Genomic DNA, 16,118 nt, shown 5'->3' on the forward strand with positions numbered 1-16,118 from the left:
CTTTGTTTCGATTTGATACATCAAACAACGAATGTAAACAAAATGTTGAAACATAACAGACTACTATCAAACACTTAACTATTTGAGAAATCACTAATTTAGACAAATTATAAATGACTTCAAAAATGTGATGCTTGTCGCCCTTGAGGACGCAGGCAAGTATACTCAAGGCAATTGTCAAATACAAACATCACACTATGCAAAATTTGTTTTTTTGCATTTTTTTTGCAAAAAAACCTTTGCCGACAAGGTCTCTAGCAAGCTTTATACCATGGTCTAATAAATTTAAACGCTTATTTAAATTGAAATGTGATCCTAATTCACTGTAAAGTAATGTCCGCTTAACATGCCGCACTCACAGAAAAGAATGAAGTAAGGAGAACGGGGTATGGCTGACAATATAGCCACATTAGAGTTACCAGGGAATGATTCAATCGAGTTACCGATCAAGCAGGGTACTGCTGGTTTTGACGTAATCGATATTAGTAAACTAGGAAAGACAGGTCATTTCACCTTCGATCCTGGTTTTTTAGCGACCGCATCTTGCGAGTCTGCAATTACATTTATTGATGGCGACAAAGGTGTACTTACACACCGTGGCTACCCAATTTATGAATTAGCTACTGAATCTAACTATTTAGACGTTTGTTACCTATTGTTATACGGTGAATTACCGAGCAAAACTCAATACGAAGAGTTTGTTGCAATGGTTAAGAATCACACCATGGTGAACGAGCAATTAGCTGCGTTCTTCCGAGGTTTCCGCCGCGATGCACACCCAATGGCCATGCTATGTGGTGTTACAGGTGCATTATCTGCGTTTTACCAAGATTCACTTGATGTAAATGACGAAAAACATCGTGAAATAGCGGCTTTCCGCCTCGTTTCTAAGATGCCAACCATTGCAGCAATGTGCTACAAGTATTCAATCGGTCAACCTTTTGTTTACCCACGCAACGACCTAAGTTATGCAGGTAATTTCCTTAGCATGATGTTCGCTGTTCCTTGTGAAGAATACCAAGTCAATCCTGTTGTTGAAAAAGCAATGGATCGTATCTTTGTATTACACGCTGATCACGAACAAAATGCTTCTACCTCTACGGTTCGTTTAGCAGGTTCATCAGGTGCTAACCCATTTGCATGTATCGCTGCTGGTATTGCTTCTTTGTGGGGGCCTGCTCATGGTGGCGCTAACGAAGCTTGTCTACAGATGCTAGAAGAAATTGGTAGTGTTGATCGCATTCCTGAGTTTATCGCTCGAGCGAAAGACAAAGCTGATCCATTCCGTCTTATGGGCTTTGGTCATCGTGTTTACAAAAACTTCGACCCTCGCGCAAAAGTTATGCGTGAAACATGTCATGAAGTGTTAGCTGAGCTAAATGTGAACGATCCGCTACTTGATGTAGCAATGGAACTTGAACGCATTGCCTTAGAAGACGAATATTTCGTGTCTAAGAAGCTATATCCAAATGTTGATTTCTATTCAGGGATCATCATGAAAGCAATCGGTATTCCTACTAGTATGTTTACAGTGTTATTTGCACTTTCTCGTACTGTTGGTTGGATTGCACATTGGAAAGAAATGCTTGACCAACCAGGTCACAAAATCAGTCGTCCACGTCAGTTATACACTGGCTCAGAAGACCGTGACTTTGTTAGTTTAGATAAACGATAACCTTAGTTATTTGTTTACAAAAAAAGCGCCTTTCAGGCGCTTTTTTATTGTCTTTAATTTACCAATTTAAAGCTAAAACAATTATGGTTTTTAGTTCTACTAATGGCTCATAATGCTTTTAAATTTGATCAATTACTAACTCAGTTACAGTCCTTTCTTTCATATTTAGCCCTTTTATTATATATCAGTCCAGTATGCTTCTCATTATTGCCTGTTCTTTAATGCCTGTAATTCCATTGATTTGGGTTCTATTGATGAATGCATCGACTTCTATGAGCTAAAAGCTAATCTAATGGATTCGTCTTAGATGAATAAATAGTCATTTTATTATGATTATGTACCATTTTAAATTGCACTCATTATGCGCAAGACTCATACTTTTAAACTAAATAATCCAGTACTTATTCGAAATGGTTCTAAAAGCTTCTTATCAATTATAAAAAGTCGTTATATACCGTCTTAATTCCGAAAAATTAAACTTATCATGAATCAATTCTGTTTGTAAAAATTAATTAATTTTCCTAAAACGCACACTAAACGGGCATTAATGTGAGGGTTTAGTGCAGTTTATTCATGATTGTAATAATTTTAAAATAAATAAAATCTTTGAAGATTAAATGATAAAACACTACATAAGTGACTATTGATGTTTTACACTTGGCAGGGGAAATAAGTTTTATAACTTAAAGACTACTTATAAATCACACCAACCTTTTTAAATATAGATCCAGAAAAGTAGCTAACAGTTTAACATGCCGAATAAATAACCACAAAAAGTGAGTTTTTAATTAAATCATACTTGTTGAAATTCAAGTAAATCAAGCTGAGTTTAAATGCTTTTCAAGATTGTTAATTAACAGTCAAAAAATTAAGCGTCCATTAGCGCTTAAACTAACGATTGTTACATACACCAAAATTTCTGATAATCACTACAAAGCATAGCATTATTAAAAAGCATGCAGACTAAGCGAGCACACTAAAATTAATCCCTTTGCAGAGCAACAATAGGATCAAGTCTTGCCGCTTTTTTAGCGGGATATAAACCAAAGCCTACCCCAATGGTCATACAAACACCTAAGGCTAATACAATGGCAAATGGTGACCAAGCTACTGGCCAACCTGCCGCAGATGAAATAACTAACGCCAGCAATAAACCTACGACAATTCCAATTAATCCCCCAGTTGCTGATATAGCAATACTCTCAATAAGAAACTGCCTGGCGATATCTTTACGTTTAGCGCCCAGTGCTCTTAACAGGCCTATCTCACCGGTTCTTTCTAAAATCGTAGCCAACATAATATTCATTATACCAATGCCACCCACCAGCAAAGAGATCCCCGCAACACATGCCATCACAATATTAAATATTTGCTGAGTCTTTTGGTGTTGAGCCAGCAAATCTGCAGGAACAACAACATCAAAATCTTTCTCCCCGCCATGTCGTCTATTGAGCAAGTGTTGTAGGCTTTTGGCACCTAAAGTTGGATCTACGCCTTCAACAATAGCTAATTTGAACGAGTCTAATTCATCTTCTAGTTGGGAGAAATTCATCTTTTTATGGGCAGTCGCTAGCGGAATGAATACTTGATTACGTTCGCCGCCAAGCTTTACACCTTGTATCGTCGATTTAGTGCCCTCTTTTTCCGATAGCACACCAACAACGGTAAACCACTGATGGTTTATTTTTAATAAACTTTTGATGGCACTCCCTTGAGGAAACAAGCTTCGTGCAGCTTCAGGTCCAAGCACTGCGACCTGCTGATAATGAACTTCATCTTCTTGACGTAACGTTCTGCCCTCACCTAAAGGCAACGAACTCAATTCAAAATAGCTAGGCGTAACACCTGATACCTTAGCATCACTTCTCCCCTGCAAACTAAATAAGCTAAATACTTTAATGTTCTTTTCTGCACTCCAATTATCGACAAAGGGCAGCGTATCGGTTGCACTTTCAATATCCCGTAAACTCAAACCAATACTGTGTTCTCTAACGGATTTTAGCGCATCGCCTTGGGTGGTTCGTGCATTAACTACTAAATTATTTACGCCCATAGATTCAATCATCTTAAGGGCTTCTCGCTCTGCACCTTCACCAACGCTTAGCATCGCAATGACTGCACCTACACCAAATATCATCTCCAATAAAGTTAATGATGTACGTAATTTATGATGACGCATTTCATCAAATGCCTGTTTAATGCCTTCCCAATATATTGAAAGCCACTGTTGCGGCTTTGTCGTCTCATTTATCTGCTGATTCATATTAGAACTCATTATACTCGGCTCCGTTTAGGCGGCGTTGTTAACGCAATAACATCCCCCTGTGACAAACCACTATTAATCACCGTTCTGTTTAAACTGCGATTGCCTGGTGTCACAGCTTGCTTTAAAAAACCTTCAGATGTTTTTAAATACACCCAATATTCACCAGACTTTTGAAACAAGGCTTGGTTGGGAATGGTAATCACATCATTGATATCGGTAGCGTGAATTGCCGCAGAAAGCTGTCTTCCTGGCGTCATAATATCGGTCATTGTTTTATCTATACTGACTGTCAACTCAAAGTAGTTCACAGGGCTATTTTTGTCTTTGGCTTTAGCAAGTGAATCTAATTGAATGACTTTCCCTGAAATGTCGAGATTGGGATAGGCATCAAGATGAAGGGTGACAGGTTTTCCAACCGCTAAACCTAATGCTTCTGACTCTAAAACAAACAACTTAGCTTGCATGTTGGATGTGTCGGGCAAAATACCTATCGTCATGCCAGACCACATCATATCGCCAGCAATTGGAATACTACCGTTCCAGCCAGGAGAGGCGACAAACAATCCATCGTGTGGTGCTTTAATTTCCATTTGATTAAGATTATTGGCGTATCGATTAATTTTCGCTTGATGACTTTTCTGTTTAAGCTTGATCAGTTGTTGCTCTGCTTCTGCTTGAGAACCGTGTTGTTCAATACCCCAACCATAAAAATCCATTTTGGCCATCAGATAATCTTGGTTTCGCATCTGGTCAATAATATCGATTTTAGTATAAACCCTTACATCTTCACTGAAAAAACGCTCAGCCAGATCTTGTTCTTGTTCAGTAAGAACAGTATCAGTGGTTAAGCCTTTATTGATGGTGTTATCTCTTTTTGTTTGTATTTCACTATCAAGACCTAAACGATCAAAATCGAGCTGCTCCATATCTAGCCTAAAACCTTCTCGGGTCGGATCCATTCGAGCCACGACATCACCGGCTTTAACTTCGCTAAAGTTATCCATGATCCAAGCTAAAGATTGTGGGCCTCTTAGCCCAGAAGGGACATTTACCAAGGTTGAATGACTCGCTTCTAACTCCCCTGTTGCTGGGATCTCAACTTTAAAATCACTACGTTCGACATTCATGGTCAGCACGCCATCTTGCGCCGCATTATTACAACCGATAAGGAGTATTAAGATGCTGATTAATATCAAATAATTTTTCATGGTAATAACACCTCATCACCGGCACTAAGACCTTTGTTAATCACCACTCGCTCTTGCCCCATAGCACCTAAAGTTACGGGATGCTTTGCCTGACCAAATAATGTGGATTTCATGACATAAGCTTCACCGCGGTCATAATGAACAGCATCTAATGACACCAATAATTCTGGTTTATCATTAGCGAGATCAATACTAATTTTCGCCGTCATTCCTGGCCTCATGAAATCAATATCTGGCGTATTAATATTGGCAACGGCATCAAAAATCACTAATGGTATATCTTGGTTTTTAATCCGAAATACCGCGCCTAGTTCGGTTATTTCACCGTTGAAACTTCTTTCAGGGTTAGCATCAAGACGTATTTTTAATTTTTGCCCCACTTTTACCCTGCCTGCTTCCACTTCAGGAATAGTCATATTGACTTGCATATGTTTAAGATCAGGAATACTTAGTACAGAATCACCTACGAATATGGATTGCCCTTCAGCGACTTTATTACCTTGTTGATCATTACCATAAACAATCATGCCTGCGCGGGGCGCTATTAGGGTGAGCGATTTTATACCTTTTTTTAATGCCGACACTTCAGAAGCAAACTTTTGCTTGTCTCCTTCTAGCATTTTGACTCTTTGCTCAGCACTTAATTGCTCCAAACGAATTTTATTATTAATTAGGGTGACATTGTCTTGGGCAATAATGGCATCTCTTAAGTATTTGTTTTTATCTATTTCGGAGACCGTTTCATCAGAGATATCGACCTTCATTTGTGTTTTTTCTTGATTCATTTTCGCTTCAGCTAAATCAAGTTTAAGTTCTTCCAGTTTTTTAGCATTACGTAGCTTTGAGGTGGCTAAATCTTGCAAGGTTGTTTCTAAGTTTGCAGATTTTACAGACAAGCGCTGAGTTAAGTCGGAGGTATCGAGCTGAGCAACAACATCACCTTCAGTGACTTCAACGCCTTCTGGTGCCAGCATTTTAATTTGATATTGCCAAACTCTGCGCATTGTTGGTGGCATTAAATTTACAGTGTCAGCTGAGACTAACTCACCAGTCACTTCAATCTGTTGACTTAATATACCTAGTTCAACTTGAGTTACCGCTTTATCACTGCAGCCACTTAATACTGAAAGTACACATAGTAGGATTAATGTCTTCCTCATATATTTGCTCCTCCAGACTCGACGAGTACGCTCATACCCGGAATCATCTTCACTTGTGGATCGGCAACAAATTTAATCGAGATTTTAAACCAATTACTGCTTCCCCAAGCAGCTTGTTTACTCGCTTGACGGCTGATATCAGCAATAGTGCCACTAAGGGGAAATGCAGGTTGGGAATCCAATCTAATATTGACTGCTGAATGGAGTTTAAGTTTGTCGACATCAACTTCATTAACCCAAGCAATAACTTCTAGCTTATCCATCGCCGGAATTGTCGCTATTTGTCGTCCAATTTGTACGGAGTCGCCTACGGCAAACTTTTTATCTGAATGATTATCTCTGCCATATAGCATGGGACCACTAACATCGGAGCGCAGCTCTAATTGCTCTACTCCTTGCATAGCTTGATCTAACTCTAGTTGAGCACGCTTTCTATCAATAGACAGCTGCTCAAGTGTAGCGACTCGTTTATCTTGGATTTCCGCTAAAGATTGACTGTTTTTTGTTAATTCTGATTTCGCTTTCAATAGTTCAAATTGATTATCGGCATATTCTTTTGCTGCGATAAAATCGATTGGAATTTCTCCATCTAATTGCGCCTTCTCAAGCTCAAGCTTGGTTTTTTTAACATCAAACTCCGCTTGTAATAACTGAGAGCTCAATTCTATTGATTGGTTTTGCTCTTGTGCAGTAACTCTTAATAAGCTGGCTTCAAGTTGTTCTATTTGATTCACTATTTCACTTTTATCAAAAATCACCACCACTTGGCCAGCTTGCGCCAGTGCTCCCTCAGGTAACATCCATTGAATTTGATAGCGCCAAGCTTTACCGGCTTTGGGTACCACAAAAGGCTGTAAATTAACTGATGCTACCTGTCCAGTCAGTAACAAAGGTAAACTGTTATCTTTGTTGGCTGAAATGGTTTCGACGGAGCTCGTTTCAATAATAAGAGTTGTTGAATCCGTCGCTAAGTCGTTAGTTGGGTCTTTTATTGTGGCAGCATCACTGACACCAGCAGGGCTATAAAAACTTATTGAACTCAGTAAACTACAAACAATGATTCCAGTTAGTTTAATAAATTTTTTAGAAAATAGAATATGACTCGTTTTATAGGAATAAGATGATTTCTTTCGACGTCGAACAGATAAGTTAAGCAACCTGCTCTCCTCGATTTTCAATTTCAACAATATCCCCATCACGCATCCTAATAATGCGCTGTGCATAAGCCGCAACTTCTTCTTCATGTGTTACCAAGATAATGGTTTGACCTGCAAGGTGTAATTCGGTGAATAACGCCATAATTTCAACTGACGTTTTGCTGTCTAATGCTCCTGTGGGTTCATCGGCCAGCAAAATTGCAGGCTTATTAACAAGAGAACGGGCTATAGCAACTCTTTGTCGCTGACCGCCAGAAAGCTGATTAGGTCGATGATCATGACGACTATCTAAACCCACTCTTTTTAATAACTCATGAGCATAAGTACTGTCTTGAGATAATGTTTCGGAAAACCGCAATGGTAACAATACGTTCTGCAGCGCCGATAGCCTTGGCAATAAATGAAAACTTTGAAATACAAAGCCAATGTCTTTATTTCGCACAGCAGATAGCGCATCGTCACTTAGACTGGCTACTTCTTGATTATTGAGCTGATAACTACCTGATGTCGGTTTATCCAGGCAACCTATAATGTTCATTAAAGTTGACTTGCCCGAACCTGAGGGTCCCATTATTGCGACAAATTCATTTTGTGCAATGGTAAAACTGACGCCATTGAGCGCCTTCACACACGTATCACCCATTGGGTATTGCTTCGTTAACTTATCTACTTTAATCATATGTGCCTCCCTGCCATACATATCAAATTATTATATAAATCATGTCAATAGTTATTAAATCGTAACTCGAATTAACCTCATAAACTTTAAGTAGAAATAGCATAATAAAAGGTCACCAGCCTTAAAAGCATATTCCATTATTTCGTCTTAAGGTTTTGTTCATTTTTAGCTTTAGTCACAATGAACAATCTCACTACTTTTTAAACATTTTCGCTACTTATCAATATTGGCCATCACTAACTGATGGTTCAAGATACGCTAAACAATTAATAAATAACAGCTTTTAATGTTGGCACAATACCTGCTTTAACAACATTAATTAAACATTACTTACAATTGAAAACGTGACGTTTACATTTATTAGTTCCACACTAAATCATGTTTAGCGTCATCAATTCAGAATATTTGACTGGCAGGTACCCTATGGATAGGTTCATCATCACAACAAAAAGAGCAATTTCGTTTATTTCTATTGCTGCAACAATGGCAATTATGAGTGGTTGCAGTGGGCAACAAGAAGAAAAAGTCGAAGAAGAAAAATACGCCGTTCCAGTTGAAGTATCACAAGTGACTCAAGGAAATGTGTCTTCTTTTTATAGCACTACAGCCACCCTTGAAGCACCAGAAGAAGCTCACGTTGTCACTCGAATAGCTGGACTAATAGAGACTATCAATGTTGAAGAAGGCGATAGAGTTAAGAAAGGTCAGGCATTGGCGACAATTGATGCTCAGCGCCAACATTATGATTTCAAACGATCTCTTGCTGAAGTACAAATTATCGAGCAAGAGTTGAATCGCTTAAAGCAAATGAAAAACAAAGAGTTCATCAGTCAAGATGTGATGGCAAAACTTGAATTCAACTTACAAGCAGCAATGGCTCAGCGTGATCTTGCCGAATTACATGTTATTGAAAGCCGTATCGTATCGCCAATTGACGGTGTGGTTGCTAAAAGACATGTCAAAACAGGTAATATGGCCAAAGAATTCGAAGAGTTATTTTATATTGTCAATCAAGATGAGTTACATGGAATCGTCCACTTACCAGAGCAACAACTTCAGAGTTTACGACTTGGACAAGAAGCAAGGATCAGTAATCAATACGGTAATAGCAAAGCAACTGCAGAAGCTGACATTATCGCTAATGTGTTAAGAATAAGCCCTATTGTTGATTCGCAAAGCGGCACATTCAAAGTGACAATCGCTATCGATAATGCTGATGCTAAGTTAAAAGCAGGCATGTTCACCCGTGTTGAGCTTAAATACGATACCCATAATGACGTTATCACCGTGCCTTTCAATGCCATTATTAATCAAGATGATACTCAAGCGCTGTATGTCATCGAAGACAATACAGCAACTCGCCGTGAAGTCAGCTTAGGCTATCGCGAAAAAAATAAAGTCGAAATAATCTCAGGGGTTAAACCGGGTGAACAAATCGTTATACGTGGTCAACAAAACCTCAAAGATCAATCGCTAGTTGAAGTTATTAGTCCGCTTTCTTACGCCAAAAACAGCTTAGCAAGTAAATAAGGACGCTTTTACTATGTCGATAATTAATACTTCGGTAAAACGTCCTGTATCTGTGTGGATGTTTATGCTGGCAATCATGTTATTTGGTATGGTCGGATTTACCCGCCTAGCCGTTAAGCTTTTACCCGATTTAAGTTACCCAAGCGTCACAGTAAGAACCGCTTATGATGGCGCTGCACCTGTTGAAGTTGAGCAGCTGATCTCAAAACCTATTGAAGAAGCTGTAGGCGTAGTCAAAGGTCTGCGTAAAATCAGTTCTATCTCACGTTCAGGCTTATCGGATGTGGTGCTTGAGTTTGAATGGGGCACCAATATGGATATGGCAAGTTTAGAGGTGCGTGAAAAAATTGATACCATCGAACTGCCTTTGGATATCAATAAACCTCTACTGCTTCGCTTTAATCCAAATCTTGACCCTATCATGCGAGTAGCACTGTCAGTACCTGATGCCAGTGAAACACAGCTTAAAAGTATGCGTACTTTTGCGGAAGAAGAACTTAAAAGGCGCCTAGAAGCACTGTCTGGGGTGGCAGCCGTAAGGTTGTCTGGTGGCTTAGAGCAAGAAGTACACATTCTGCTTAACCAGCAAAAGCTGCAGCAGTTAAACCTCAATGCTGACGATATTAAGCGCCGCATAAGTGAAGAAAATATTAACCTCTCTGCAGGTAAAGTGATTCAAGGTGATAAAGAATATTTAGTGAGGACACTGAATCAATTCAACAACCTTGAAGAACTTAAAAACGTGATTGTTTACCGTGATGGTCAAACTCTTATACGCCTTTCTGAAGTCGCTGATGTGGTTGATGGCTACAAAGAACGTAGCGATGTTACTCGTATTGGCCAAGTCGAATCAATTGAGCTGGCGATATACAAAGAAGGTGATGCCAATACGGTATCCGTTGCCAAAAGAATCAGTGCTGAACTGGCTGAAATTAACAGTGAAGCAGAAGATAATCAGCTAAAGGTTATCTATGATCAGTCTGAATTTATCCAAAGCGCCGTCAGTGAAGTTACTGCTGCTGCGTTGTTTGGTAGCTTGCTCGCCATGTTGGTTATCTACTTATTCTTGCGCGATATCATTGCCACGTTAATCATTTCAATTTCTATTCCATTTTCAGTCATTGCGACATTTAACATGATGTACTTTGCTGAAATTAGCCTCAATATTATGTCTTTAGGTGGTATTGCGCTGGCCATTGGCTTGCTGGTCGATAATGCTATTGTAGTACTTGAAAATATCGACAGATACAAAGCACAAGGTCTTGAAAAAGTAGAAGCCGCTTTACGTGGCACTAAAGAAGTCGCTGGCGCGATATTCGCATCAACACTAACCACTTTAGCGGTATTCGTACCCTTGGTGTTTGTTGATGGCATTGCAGGCGCGTTATTTTCAGACCAAGCATTAACGGTTACTTTTGCGCTATTAGCCTCGTTATTTGTAGCACTAACCGCTATTCCAATGTTGGCATCAAGACAAGGTTTTAATCAATTACCCATTGAAGCAGAACCTGAAGTCAAAGCGATACCAACAACTAAAAAAGCCAAGGCAGTTCATTACCTTGTATTAGTGTTAGGTTTTCCCTTTAAGTTATTGCTTAGCTATTTACCTAATGCCTTATTAAACCTCATTATCATTTCAGGTCGATTTATTTCTTGGGCATTATCATTAGTGATGCGTCCATTAAGTGCGGCATTTAACTTTGTTTATCGTTTCATCGAAAGCATTTATCATCGGGTATTAACCCATGCCATGGCGCACAAAGCAGTGACGGTTATTATCGCGATAATGCTGACAATTGGCGCTGGTAGTTTATTCCCAAGACTCGGTGTAGAGCTTATTCCGCCAATGAATCAAGGTGAATTTTATGTAGAAATTTTGCTGCCACCAGGTACAGCGGTTCAAAAAACCGATGAAGTGTTAGAGCAACTAGCTTATTCAATTAGTGGCCGAGAAGATGTAAAACACACCTTTAGCCAAGCAGGTAGTGGCGGATTGATGACATCAGATACGGCCCGAGGTGGTGAAAATTGGGGACGTTTACAGGTTGTACTAGCTGATACACAAGCCTTTAATACTGTCGCAGATGTATTAAGAGCAACCGCTCGTCGTATACCAGCGCTTGATGCAAAAATCGACCACCCGGAGTTATTTAGCTTTAAAACACCACTAGAAATTGAGTTATCAGGTTATGACTTACAGCAGCTGAAACACAGCGGCGATAAACTGGTATCTGCACTTTCTGAATCATCACGCTTTAGTGATATCAATACCTCACTTCGTGATGGTCAACCTGAAATCAGTATTCGTTTTGATCATGCACGCCTCGCTTCACTTGGCTTAGATGCACCAACCGTTGCCAACCGTATTGCACATCGTGTTGGCGGTACCATTGCAAGTCAATACACTGTTCGTGACAGAAAAGTCGATATTTTGGTTCGCAGCGAACTGGATGAGCGCAATAATATTGAGGACGTTAACTCACTCATAATCAACCCTAATAGCGAACATGCTATCCCATTAAGCGCTGTCGCTGATGTATCACTGCAAGTTGGTCCTTCTGCGATTAACCGCGTTAGCCAACAACGGGTTGCAATCGTGTCAGCCAACTTAAGTTATGGTGATTTAAGTGAAGCAGTCAAAGAAGCACAGCAAATATTAAATGAGCAACAGTTCCCCTCTTCTATTCAAGCTCGCTTTGGTGGTCAAAATGAAGAAATGGAACACTCATTCGAGTCATTGCAAATAGCCTTAGTACTGGCAGTATTTTTAGTCTATTTGGTTATGGCCAGCCAGTTTGAATCTCTATTGCATCCATTACTGATTCTGTTTGCAGTGCCTATGGCAGTGGGTGGCAGTATATTCGGACTATTCATTACTGGTACGCATATTAGTGTCGTGGTCTTTATCGGACTCATTATGCTTGCAGGTATTGTGGTCAATAATGCCATTGTATTAGTCGATAGAATTAATCAGCTGCGTAAAGAAGGTAATGACAAAGAAATCGCTATTAGCACCGCTGCTAAATCTCGTTTACGCCCTATTATGATGACGACACTGACAACAACTTTAGGTTTGCTACCTATGGCAATTGGTGTCGGTGATGGCAGTGAAATTCGTGCTCCAATGGCAATAACAGTCATATTCGGTTTAGGACTGTCTACCATGCTGACATTACTGGTTATTCCGGCACTTTATGGCTTGTTTGATAAAAAAACTTATCAACAAACACAAACCAATGATGCTGATAAAAGTAATAAAAGTTCTGAGTCATTCGATTTGGAGACTCAGTCATGAACTTAACCCAATTAGCGATTAAAAGGCCTGTGACCACCAGTATGTTCTTTTTAGCTATTCTGTTATTTGGTTTAGCTTCAAGCCGCTTACTGCCTTTGGAGATGTTTCCAGGTATCGATATTCCGCAAATACAGGTCAATGTTCCTTATAAAGGTTCGACGCCTGCCGAAGTTGAGCGTGATATTACCCGCGTATTAGAAGAGTCACTGGCCACAATGAGCGGCATTGAGGAGGTTCGCTCAAACTCTTCTCAAGATGGCGCTAACATTCAACTGAATATGAAGTGGGGTGAAGATGTTGCCACTAAAAGCTTAGAAGCTCGGGAAAAGATTGACTCAGTAAGGCATCTATTACCTTTAGATGTCGAGCGAGTATTCATTCAGCAGTTTTCAACCGCTGATATGCCCGTATTAACGATACGCATCTCCAGCGAGCGTGAACTATCAAATGCCTTTGACTTGTTAGATAAACAACTTCGTAAGCCCCTTGAGCGTATTGAAGGGGTCTCAAAAGTTACTTTATATGGCGTAGATCAAAAGCAAATTGAAATACGTTTAGATGCTGACAAACTTGCAGCATCTGGCATTAATCCTGCCCAGCTACAGCAGCGATTACAAAGGGAAAACTTTGTTGTTAGTGCTGGCACATTAAGAAATAACAACCAAGTTTTTCAAGTATCGCCAAAAGGAGAGTTTTTATCCCTTGAAGATATCAAAGCAGTAAAACTTAATACCACTACCATGTTGGGTGATATTGCCTCGGTTAAGTTCACATTACCAGAAGCCTTCGAAGGTCGTCATTTAGACCAAAAGTTTGCTGTAGGCTTGGACGTATTTAAAGAGTCTGGCTCAAACCTAGTTGAAGTGTCAGAACGGGTATTAGCGGTTATAGAAAAAACAAAACAAGATAAGCAATTTCAAGGCATCAAACTGTTTGTAATGGAAGATCAGGCTTATGGGGTTAAGTCTTCACTGCAAGATTTATTATTTTCAGGGCTGTTAGGTGCACTGCTATCATTTGGCGTGCTGTATCTATTCTTGCGTAATTTAAAGATGACTTTAGTGGTGGTTTCATCTGTACCCATTTCAATTTGTATGACCTTAGCTGGGATGTATTTATTTGGCTATAGCCTCAATATTCTTTCCATGATGGGCTTATTATTAGCTGTCGGAATGCTGATTGATAACGCTGTTGTTGTTACTGAGAGCGTGCTCCAAGAAAAGCAAAAACTGAAAGATAATCCTGCCTTAGACAATACCAATGCAAACGGTGCACTTTCACAAGATGCCAATGAAAAAGCGGTATTAACCGGTGTAACAAAAGTCGCACTGGCTGTTTTAGCCGGCACCCTAACCACTGCCATCGTATTTTTACCTAATATTGTTGGGGTAAAAGTTGAGTTAACGATTTTCCTCGAACATGTCGCCATTTCTATCTGTATTTCGTTAGCTGCCTCTTTATTAGTGGCTAAAACGCTGATCCCGTTAATGCTAACGAAATTTCACTTTGATATTGATACCCAACCTAAAGAGTCAAAACTACAGTTGTTTTATCAACGCAGTTTAACTTGGGTATTATCTCACTCGAAAATATCAGGTGTTATTGCGGTCGTTATATTAGTATCAACCGCACTACCGCTAAGTTTAGTGCAGCAAGATCAATCCGACGGTGAAGGGAAAGACCGCCTCTATATCAATTATCAATTGGAAGGTCGCCATAATTTAAAAGTCACTGAAGCAATGATAAATCAAATGGAAGACTATCTTTATGCCAATAAAGAAGCCTTTATGATTGATTCTGTTTATAGCTATTACTCTGCTGACAGCATTCAAACCACATTACTGCTTCAAAAAGATATCGAAACACCAATGGCTGATTTAAAAGAAACCATTCGTGAAGGATTCCCCAAATATGCTGCGGCGACACCGCAATTTGGTTGGGGTAATGAGAATTCAGGTTTACGCGTAACCTTAACTGGTCGTTCAACATCTGAACTCATCACTCTAAGTGAGCAAGTATTACCCTTGTTAAGCAGTATCGAAGGGCTTGAAGATGTTCGTTCAGAGGTCAATGCTGCGCAACAAGAAGTCGTCATCAACATTGACCGTGAAATGGCCGCAAGATTAGATTTAAAGCTTAATGAAATAGCATCTCACATATCGATGGCACTTCGTGGCACTCCACTGCGTTCATTCAGACATGATCCTAATGGTGAACTGCGTATTGAACTCGCCTACGATAAAAGCTGGCAGCGCTCATTAGAGCAACTGAAACAGTTACCGATTATTCGTAAAGGCGACCGCCTTTATAGTTTAGATAATCTAGCTGATATCAAAATTCAACCACGATTTGACACTATTCGCCATTACAATCGCCAAACAGCACTATCTATTGGGGCAAATGTTAACGATATTACCACTGAAGAAGCTCAAGAGCAGATTGAGAAAGTGATGGCGAATGTGAATTTCCCCTATGGCTATGGCTATTCTTTACGTGGGGGATTCGAGCGCCAAGATGAAGAACAATCGGTCATGGCTGTGAATATGATATTGGCATTAATCATGATCTATATTGTCATGGCGGCGTTATTTGAATCACTGTTATTACCCACTGCGATTATCAGTTCTATTTTGTTCTCCATCACAGGTGTATTTTGGGGATTATGGATTACAGCAACGCCTATGTCAGTCATGGCAATGATAGGGATCCTTATCCTAATGGGCATCGTAGTTAACAACGGGATTGTGCTGGTTGACCAAATCAATCAAAAAACACCCAAGTTAACCGATTTGTCTGAATCCATTTTAACCATCTGTATTACCCGTTTACGTCCAGTATTGATGACGGTTGCAACAACTGTATTAGGCTTAGTTCCATTAGCAATGGGCGATACCCAAATTGGCGGTGGTGGACCACCTTACTCGCCAATGGCTATTGCTATTATTGGTGGACTCTCATTCTCGACTGTAACAAGTTTGTACCTAGTGCCACTGCTCTATCAAGCGCTTTATCGTATTCGATATCAATCTTCGATTAAATTAGGGATTGCTGACAAACGCGCTAAAAAGCTGCTACCTTGGACTGTGTAATAAGGATGCTAACGACCGAATCATTAACCTAATAATGATTCGGTTTTTCACTACAGGAA

The 16,118-nt window shown here is 39.7% G+C and carries 9 protein-coding genes; 4 read left to right on the plus strand and 5 right to left on the minus strand.

The window, feature by feature from the left end; all coding sequences use genetic code 11:
* Positions 1-388 precede the first annotated feature (388 nt).
* Positions 389-1,675 (plus strand): citrate synthase, encoded by a 1,287-nt coding sequence (locus FPK91_RS04975; protein WP_144208831.1) that lies wholly within the window; start codon positions 389-391, stop codon positions 1,673-1,675.
* Positions 1,676-2,657: 982 nt separating this feature from the next.
* Here FPK91_RS04975 and FPK91_RS04980 read toward each other — a convergent pair.
* From FPK91_RS04980 to FPK91_RS05000, 5 genes are read right to left on the minus strand one after another with little or no spacing between them, the layout of a single operon-like run.
* Positions 2,658-3,950 (minus strand): ABC transporter permease, encoded by a 1,293-nt coding sequence (locus tag FPK91_RS04980; RefSeq protein WP_227006688.1) that lies wholly within the window; start codon positions 3,948-3,950, stop codon positions 2,658-2,660.
* Positions 3,950-5,149, minus strand: a complete 1,200-nt coding sequence (locus FPK91_RS04985) for an efflux RND transporter periplasmic adaptor subunit (RefSeq protein ID WP_144208833.1) — start codon at positions 5,147-5,149, stop codon at positions 3,950-3,952. The genes FPK91_RS04980 and FPK91_RS04985 overlap by 1 nt, the downstream gene beginning before the upstream one ends.
* Entirely contained in the window at positions 5,146-6,309 is a 1,164-nt protein-coding gene (locus FPK91_RS04990; protein WP_144208836.1) for an efflux RND transporter periplasmic adaptor subunit, read from the minus strand. Before FPK91_RS04990 ends, FPK91_RS04985 begins: the two co-directional genes overlap by 4 nt.
* Entirely contained in the window at positions 6,306-7,466 is a 1,161-nt protein-coding gene (locus tag FPK91_RS04995) for an HlyD family secretion protein (protein WP_227006689.1), read from the minus strand. The genes FPK91_RS04990 and FPK91_RS04995 overlap by 4 nt, the downstream gene beginning before the upstream one ends.
* Positions 7,459-8,145, minus strand: coding sequence for an ABC transporter ATP-binding protein (locus FPK91_RS05000; protein ID WP_144208842.1), 687 nt, complete (start codon positions 8,143-8,145; stop codon positions 7,459-7,461). Before FPK91_RS05000 ends, FPK91_RS04995 begins: the two co-directional genes overlap by 8 nt.
* A 423-nt stretch (positions 8,146-8,568) precedes the next feature.
* On the opposite strand from FPK91_RS05000, the gene FPK91_RS05005 reads away from it, so the two are divergent.
* From FPK91_RS05005 to FPK91_RS05015, 3 genes are read left to right on the plus strand one after another with little or no spacing between them, the layout of a single operon-like run.
* Positions 8,569-9,675 carry an efflux RND transporter periplasmic adaptor subunit gene (locus tag FPK91_RS05005; protein ID WP_144208845.1) on the plus strand — a complete coding sequence of 369 codons (1,107 nt, stop codon included), beginning with the start codon at positions 8,569-8,571 and terminating at the stop codon, positions 9,673-9,675.
* A gap of 13 nt (positions 9,676-9,688) precedes the next feature.
* Positions 9,689-12,970, plus strand: coding sequence for an efflux RND transporter permease subunit (locus FPK91_RS05010; protein WP_144208848.1), 3,282 nt, complete (start codon positions 9,689-9,691; stop codon positions 12,968-12,970).
* Positions 12,967-16,059: an efflux RND transporter permease subunit gene (locus FPK91_RS05015; RefSeq protein ID WP_144208851.1), complete on the plus strand. Its 3,093-nt coding sequence runs from the start codon at positions 12,967-12,969 to the stop codon at positions 16,057-16,059. Before FPK91_RS05010 ends, FPK91_RS05015 begins: the two co-directional genes overlap by 4 nt.
* The last annotated feature ends 59 nt before the right edge of the window (positions 16,060-16,118 follow it).

Origin of the sequence: Shewanella donghaensis (assembly GCF_007567505.1) — a bacterium.
GTDB lineage: Bacteria > Pseudomonadota > Gammaproteobacteria > Enterobacterales > Shewanellaceae > Shewanella > Shewanella donghaensis.

Coding starts and splice junctions, on each gene's coding strand:
- FPK91_RS04975 (WP_144208831.1), top strand. CDS start 389: ATGGCTGACAATATAGCCACATTAGAGTTACCAGGGAATGATTCAATC.
- FPK91_RS04980 (WP_227006688.1), bottom strand. CDS start 3,950: ATGAGTTCTAATATGAATCAGCAGATAAATGAGACGACAAAGCCGCAA.
- FPK91_RS04985 (WP_144208833.1), bottom strand. CDS start 5,149: ATGAAAAATTATTTGATATTAATCAGCATCTTAATACTCCTTATCGGT.
- FPK91_RS04990 (WP_144208836.1), bottom strand. CDS start 6,309: ATGAGGAAGACATTAATCCTACTATGTGTACTTTCAGTATTAAGTGGC.
- FPK91_RS05000 (WP_144208842.1), bottom strand. CDS start 8,145: ATGATTAAAGTAGATAAGTTAACGAAGCAATACCCAATGGGTGATACG.
- FPK91_RS05005 (WP_144208845.1), top strand. CDS start 8,569: ATGGATAGGTTCATCATCACAACAAAAAGAGCAATTTCGTTTATTTCT.
- FPK91_RS05010 (WP_144208848.1), top strand. CDS start 9,689: ATGTCGATAATTAATACTTCGGTAAAACGTCCTGTATCTGTGTGGATG.
- FPK91_RS05015 (WP_144208851.1), top strand. CDS start 12,967: ATGAACTTAACCCAATTAGCGATTAAAAGGCCTGTGACCACCAGTATG.